At 71.2% G+C, this 2,514-nt stretch carries 2 protein-coding genes; both read left to right on the top strand.

Annotated features, from left to right (window positions below; all coding sequences use genetic code 11):
* A partial coding sequence (locus AC2VNT_RS09365) for a histidine phosphatase family protein (protein ID WP_486946593.1) occupies positions 1-574 on the top strand: 574 nt, incomplete at its 5' end.
* A gap of 100 nt (positions 575-674) precedes the next feature.
* The coding region (locus AC2VNT_RS09360; protein ID WP_486946592.1) for an SDR family oxidoreductase at positions 675-2,514 on the top strand (1,840 nt) is incomplete at its 3' end.

The raw sequence follows: 2,514 nt of genomic DNA, 5'->3' as shown, positions 1-2,514 counted from the left end.
GAGCAACGCCGCGCAGGTCATGAACACCGTGGTGCCCGGCCCGGGTCTGACCGAGGAAGGTAAGAAGCAGGCCGAACAGCTCGCCCATGAGCTGGCGAACAACCACTACGACGGCGTCTACTCGTCGACGATGCTGCGCGCTGAGCAGACCGCGGAGCCGCTGGCCAAAGAGCTCGGCCGGCAGGTGCAGGTGCTGCCCGGGCTGCAGGAGGTCGGCGCCGGCTGGTTCAACGGCAAGTCGGGCGAGGGGGCCGCCGCGGCGTATCTGACCGCGCCGGCCGGCTGGGTCGCCGGGGACCGCACCTTGACGATCCCGGGTTCCATCGACGGCAACACGTTCAACGACCAGTTCGGCGGCGCGGTGCAGAAGATCTACGACAACCGGGACGGCAACCCGGTGGTGTTCTCGCACGGCTTGGCGATCATGGCCTGGACGCTGATGAACGTGGTCAACCCCCAGGACCAGCTGCTGACCGACCACCCGCTGCCGAACATCGGCCGGGTGGTGCTCTCCGGCAACCCGGTCACCGGCTGGAAGCTGGTCGACTGGGACGGCATCCGCGACCTCGACTGACCGCGGTCGGCCGCGGCTGCCACGGCTGGCCGTGTCCTGGATTCTGGACACAGCGCCGAGTCCGGTTGACGCGGCCACGCCGGTCGCGCACCATAGCCACATGCGCTATATCGTTACCGGCGGTACCGGGTTCATCGGCCGTCGCACCGTCTCCCGCCTGCTGGACGCCCGGCCCGACGCCGAGGTCCGGGTCCTGGTCCGCCGGGGCTCGCTCGGCCGGTTCGAACGACTGGCGACCGACTGGGGCGAGCGGGTCAAACCGCTGGTCGGCGATCTCACCGCGGCCGACCTGGGGCTGACCGCGGCCACCCTGGCCGACTGCGGCGACATCGACCATGTGGTGCACTGCGCCGCGGTCTACGACATCACCGCGACCGACGCCGAGCAGCGGGCGGCCAACGTCGCGGGCACCCGGGCGGTGATCGAGCTGGCCCGGCGGCTGGACGCCGCCCTGCACCACGTGTCGTCGATCGCGGTGGCCGGCGACTTCGCCGGCGAGTTCACCGAGGACGACTTCGACGTCGGCCAGCGGCTGCCCACCCCGTACCACCAGACCAAATTCGAGGCGGAGCAGCTGGTGCGTTCGACGCCGGGACTGCGGTACCGGGTGTATCGCCCGTCGGTGGTGGTGGGCGATTCGCGCACCGGCGAGATGGACAAGGCCGACGGGCCGTACTACTTCTTTCCCATCCTGGCCAGGCTGGCCCGGCTGCCCCGGTTCACGCCGGTGGCGCTGCCCAACACCGGGCGCACCAACGTCGTCCCGGTCGACTTCGTGGTCGACGCGCTGGTCGCGTTGATCCACGCCGACGGTCGCGACGGACAGACCTTCCACCTGACCGCGCCGAAAACCACCGGGCTGCCCGACATCTACCGCGGTGTGGCGCGGGCGGCCGGACTGCCGCCGCTGCGCGCGACGCTGCCCGGTGCGCTGGCCGACCCGGTACTCAAGGCCAGCGGGCGAGCCCGGGTGTGGCGCAACATGGCGGCCACCCAGCTCGGCGTCCCCGGCGAGGTGCTCGACGTCGTCGAACTGAAACCGACGTTCGTCTCCGACGCCACCCGGGCCGCGCTGCGGCAGACCGGCGCCGCCCGCACCGAAGCGCCGGAGTTCGCCGCGTACGCACCGCAGCTGTGGCGGTACTGGGCCGAGCACTTGGACCCGGACCGGGCCCGCCGCGACGACCCGGCCGGGCCGCTGGTCGGCCGGCACGTGATCATCACCGGGGCATCCAGCGGGATCGGCCGGGCCGCGGCGATCGCGGCCGCCGCCCGGGGCGCCACTGTCTTCGCGCTGGCCCGCAGCGGCGACGCGCTCGACGAGCTGGTGGCCGAGATCCGCGCCGACGGCGGACAGGCCCACGCGTTCACCTGCGACGTCACCGACTCGGCGTCGGTGGAGCACACCGTCAAGGACATCCTGGGCCGGTTCGACCACGTCGACTACCTGGTGAACAACGCCGGCCGGTCGATCCGGCGGTCGGTGGTCAACTCCACCGACCGGTTGCACGACTACGAGCGGACCATGGCGGTCAACTACTTCGGCGCGGTGCGGATGGTACTGGCGCTGCTGCCGCACTGGCGGGAACGGCACTTCGGTCATGTGGTCAATGTGTCCACCGAGGGGGTGCTGGCGCACAGCCCCAAGTACAGCGCCTACCTGCCCACCAAGGCCGCGCTGGATGCGTTCGCCGACGTGGTGTCCACCGAGACGCTCTCCGACCACATCACCTTCACCACCATCCACATGCCGCTGGTGGCCACTCCGATGATCGCGCCGTCACGGCGGCTGCTGCCGGTCGGGGCGATCAGCGCCGAACACGCGGCAGCGATGGTGATCCGCGGGCTGATCGAGAAACCGGACCGAATCGACACCCCGATGGGCACCCTGGCCGAGACCGGCAACTACCTCACCCCCCGGCTGGCCCGGCGTGTTCTGC

This window comes from Mycobacterium sp. TH-M15, from assembly GCF_057473705.1.
This window is presented reverse-complemented; position numbering and strand designations above follow the sequence as displayed.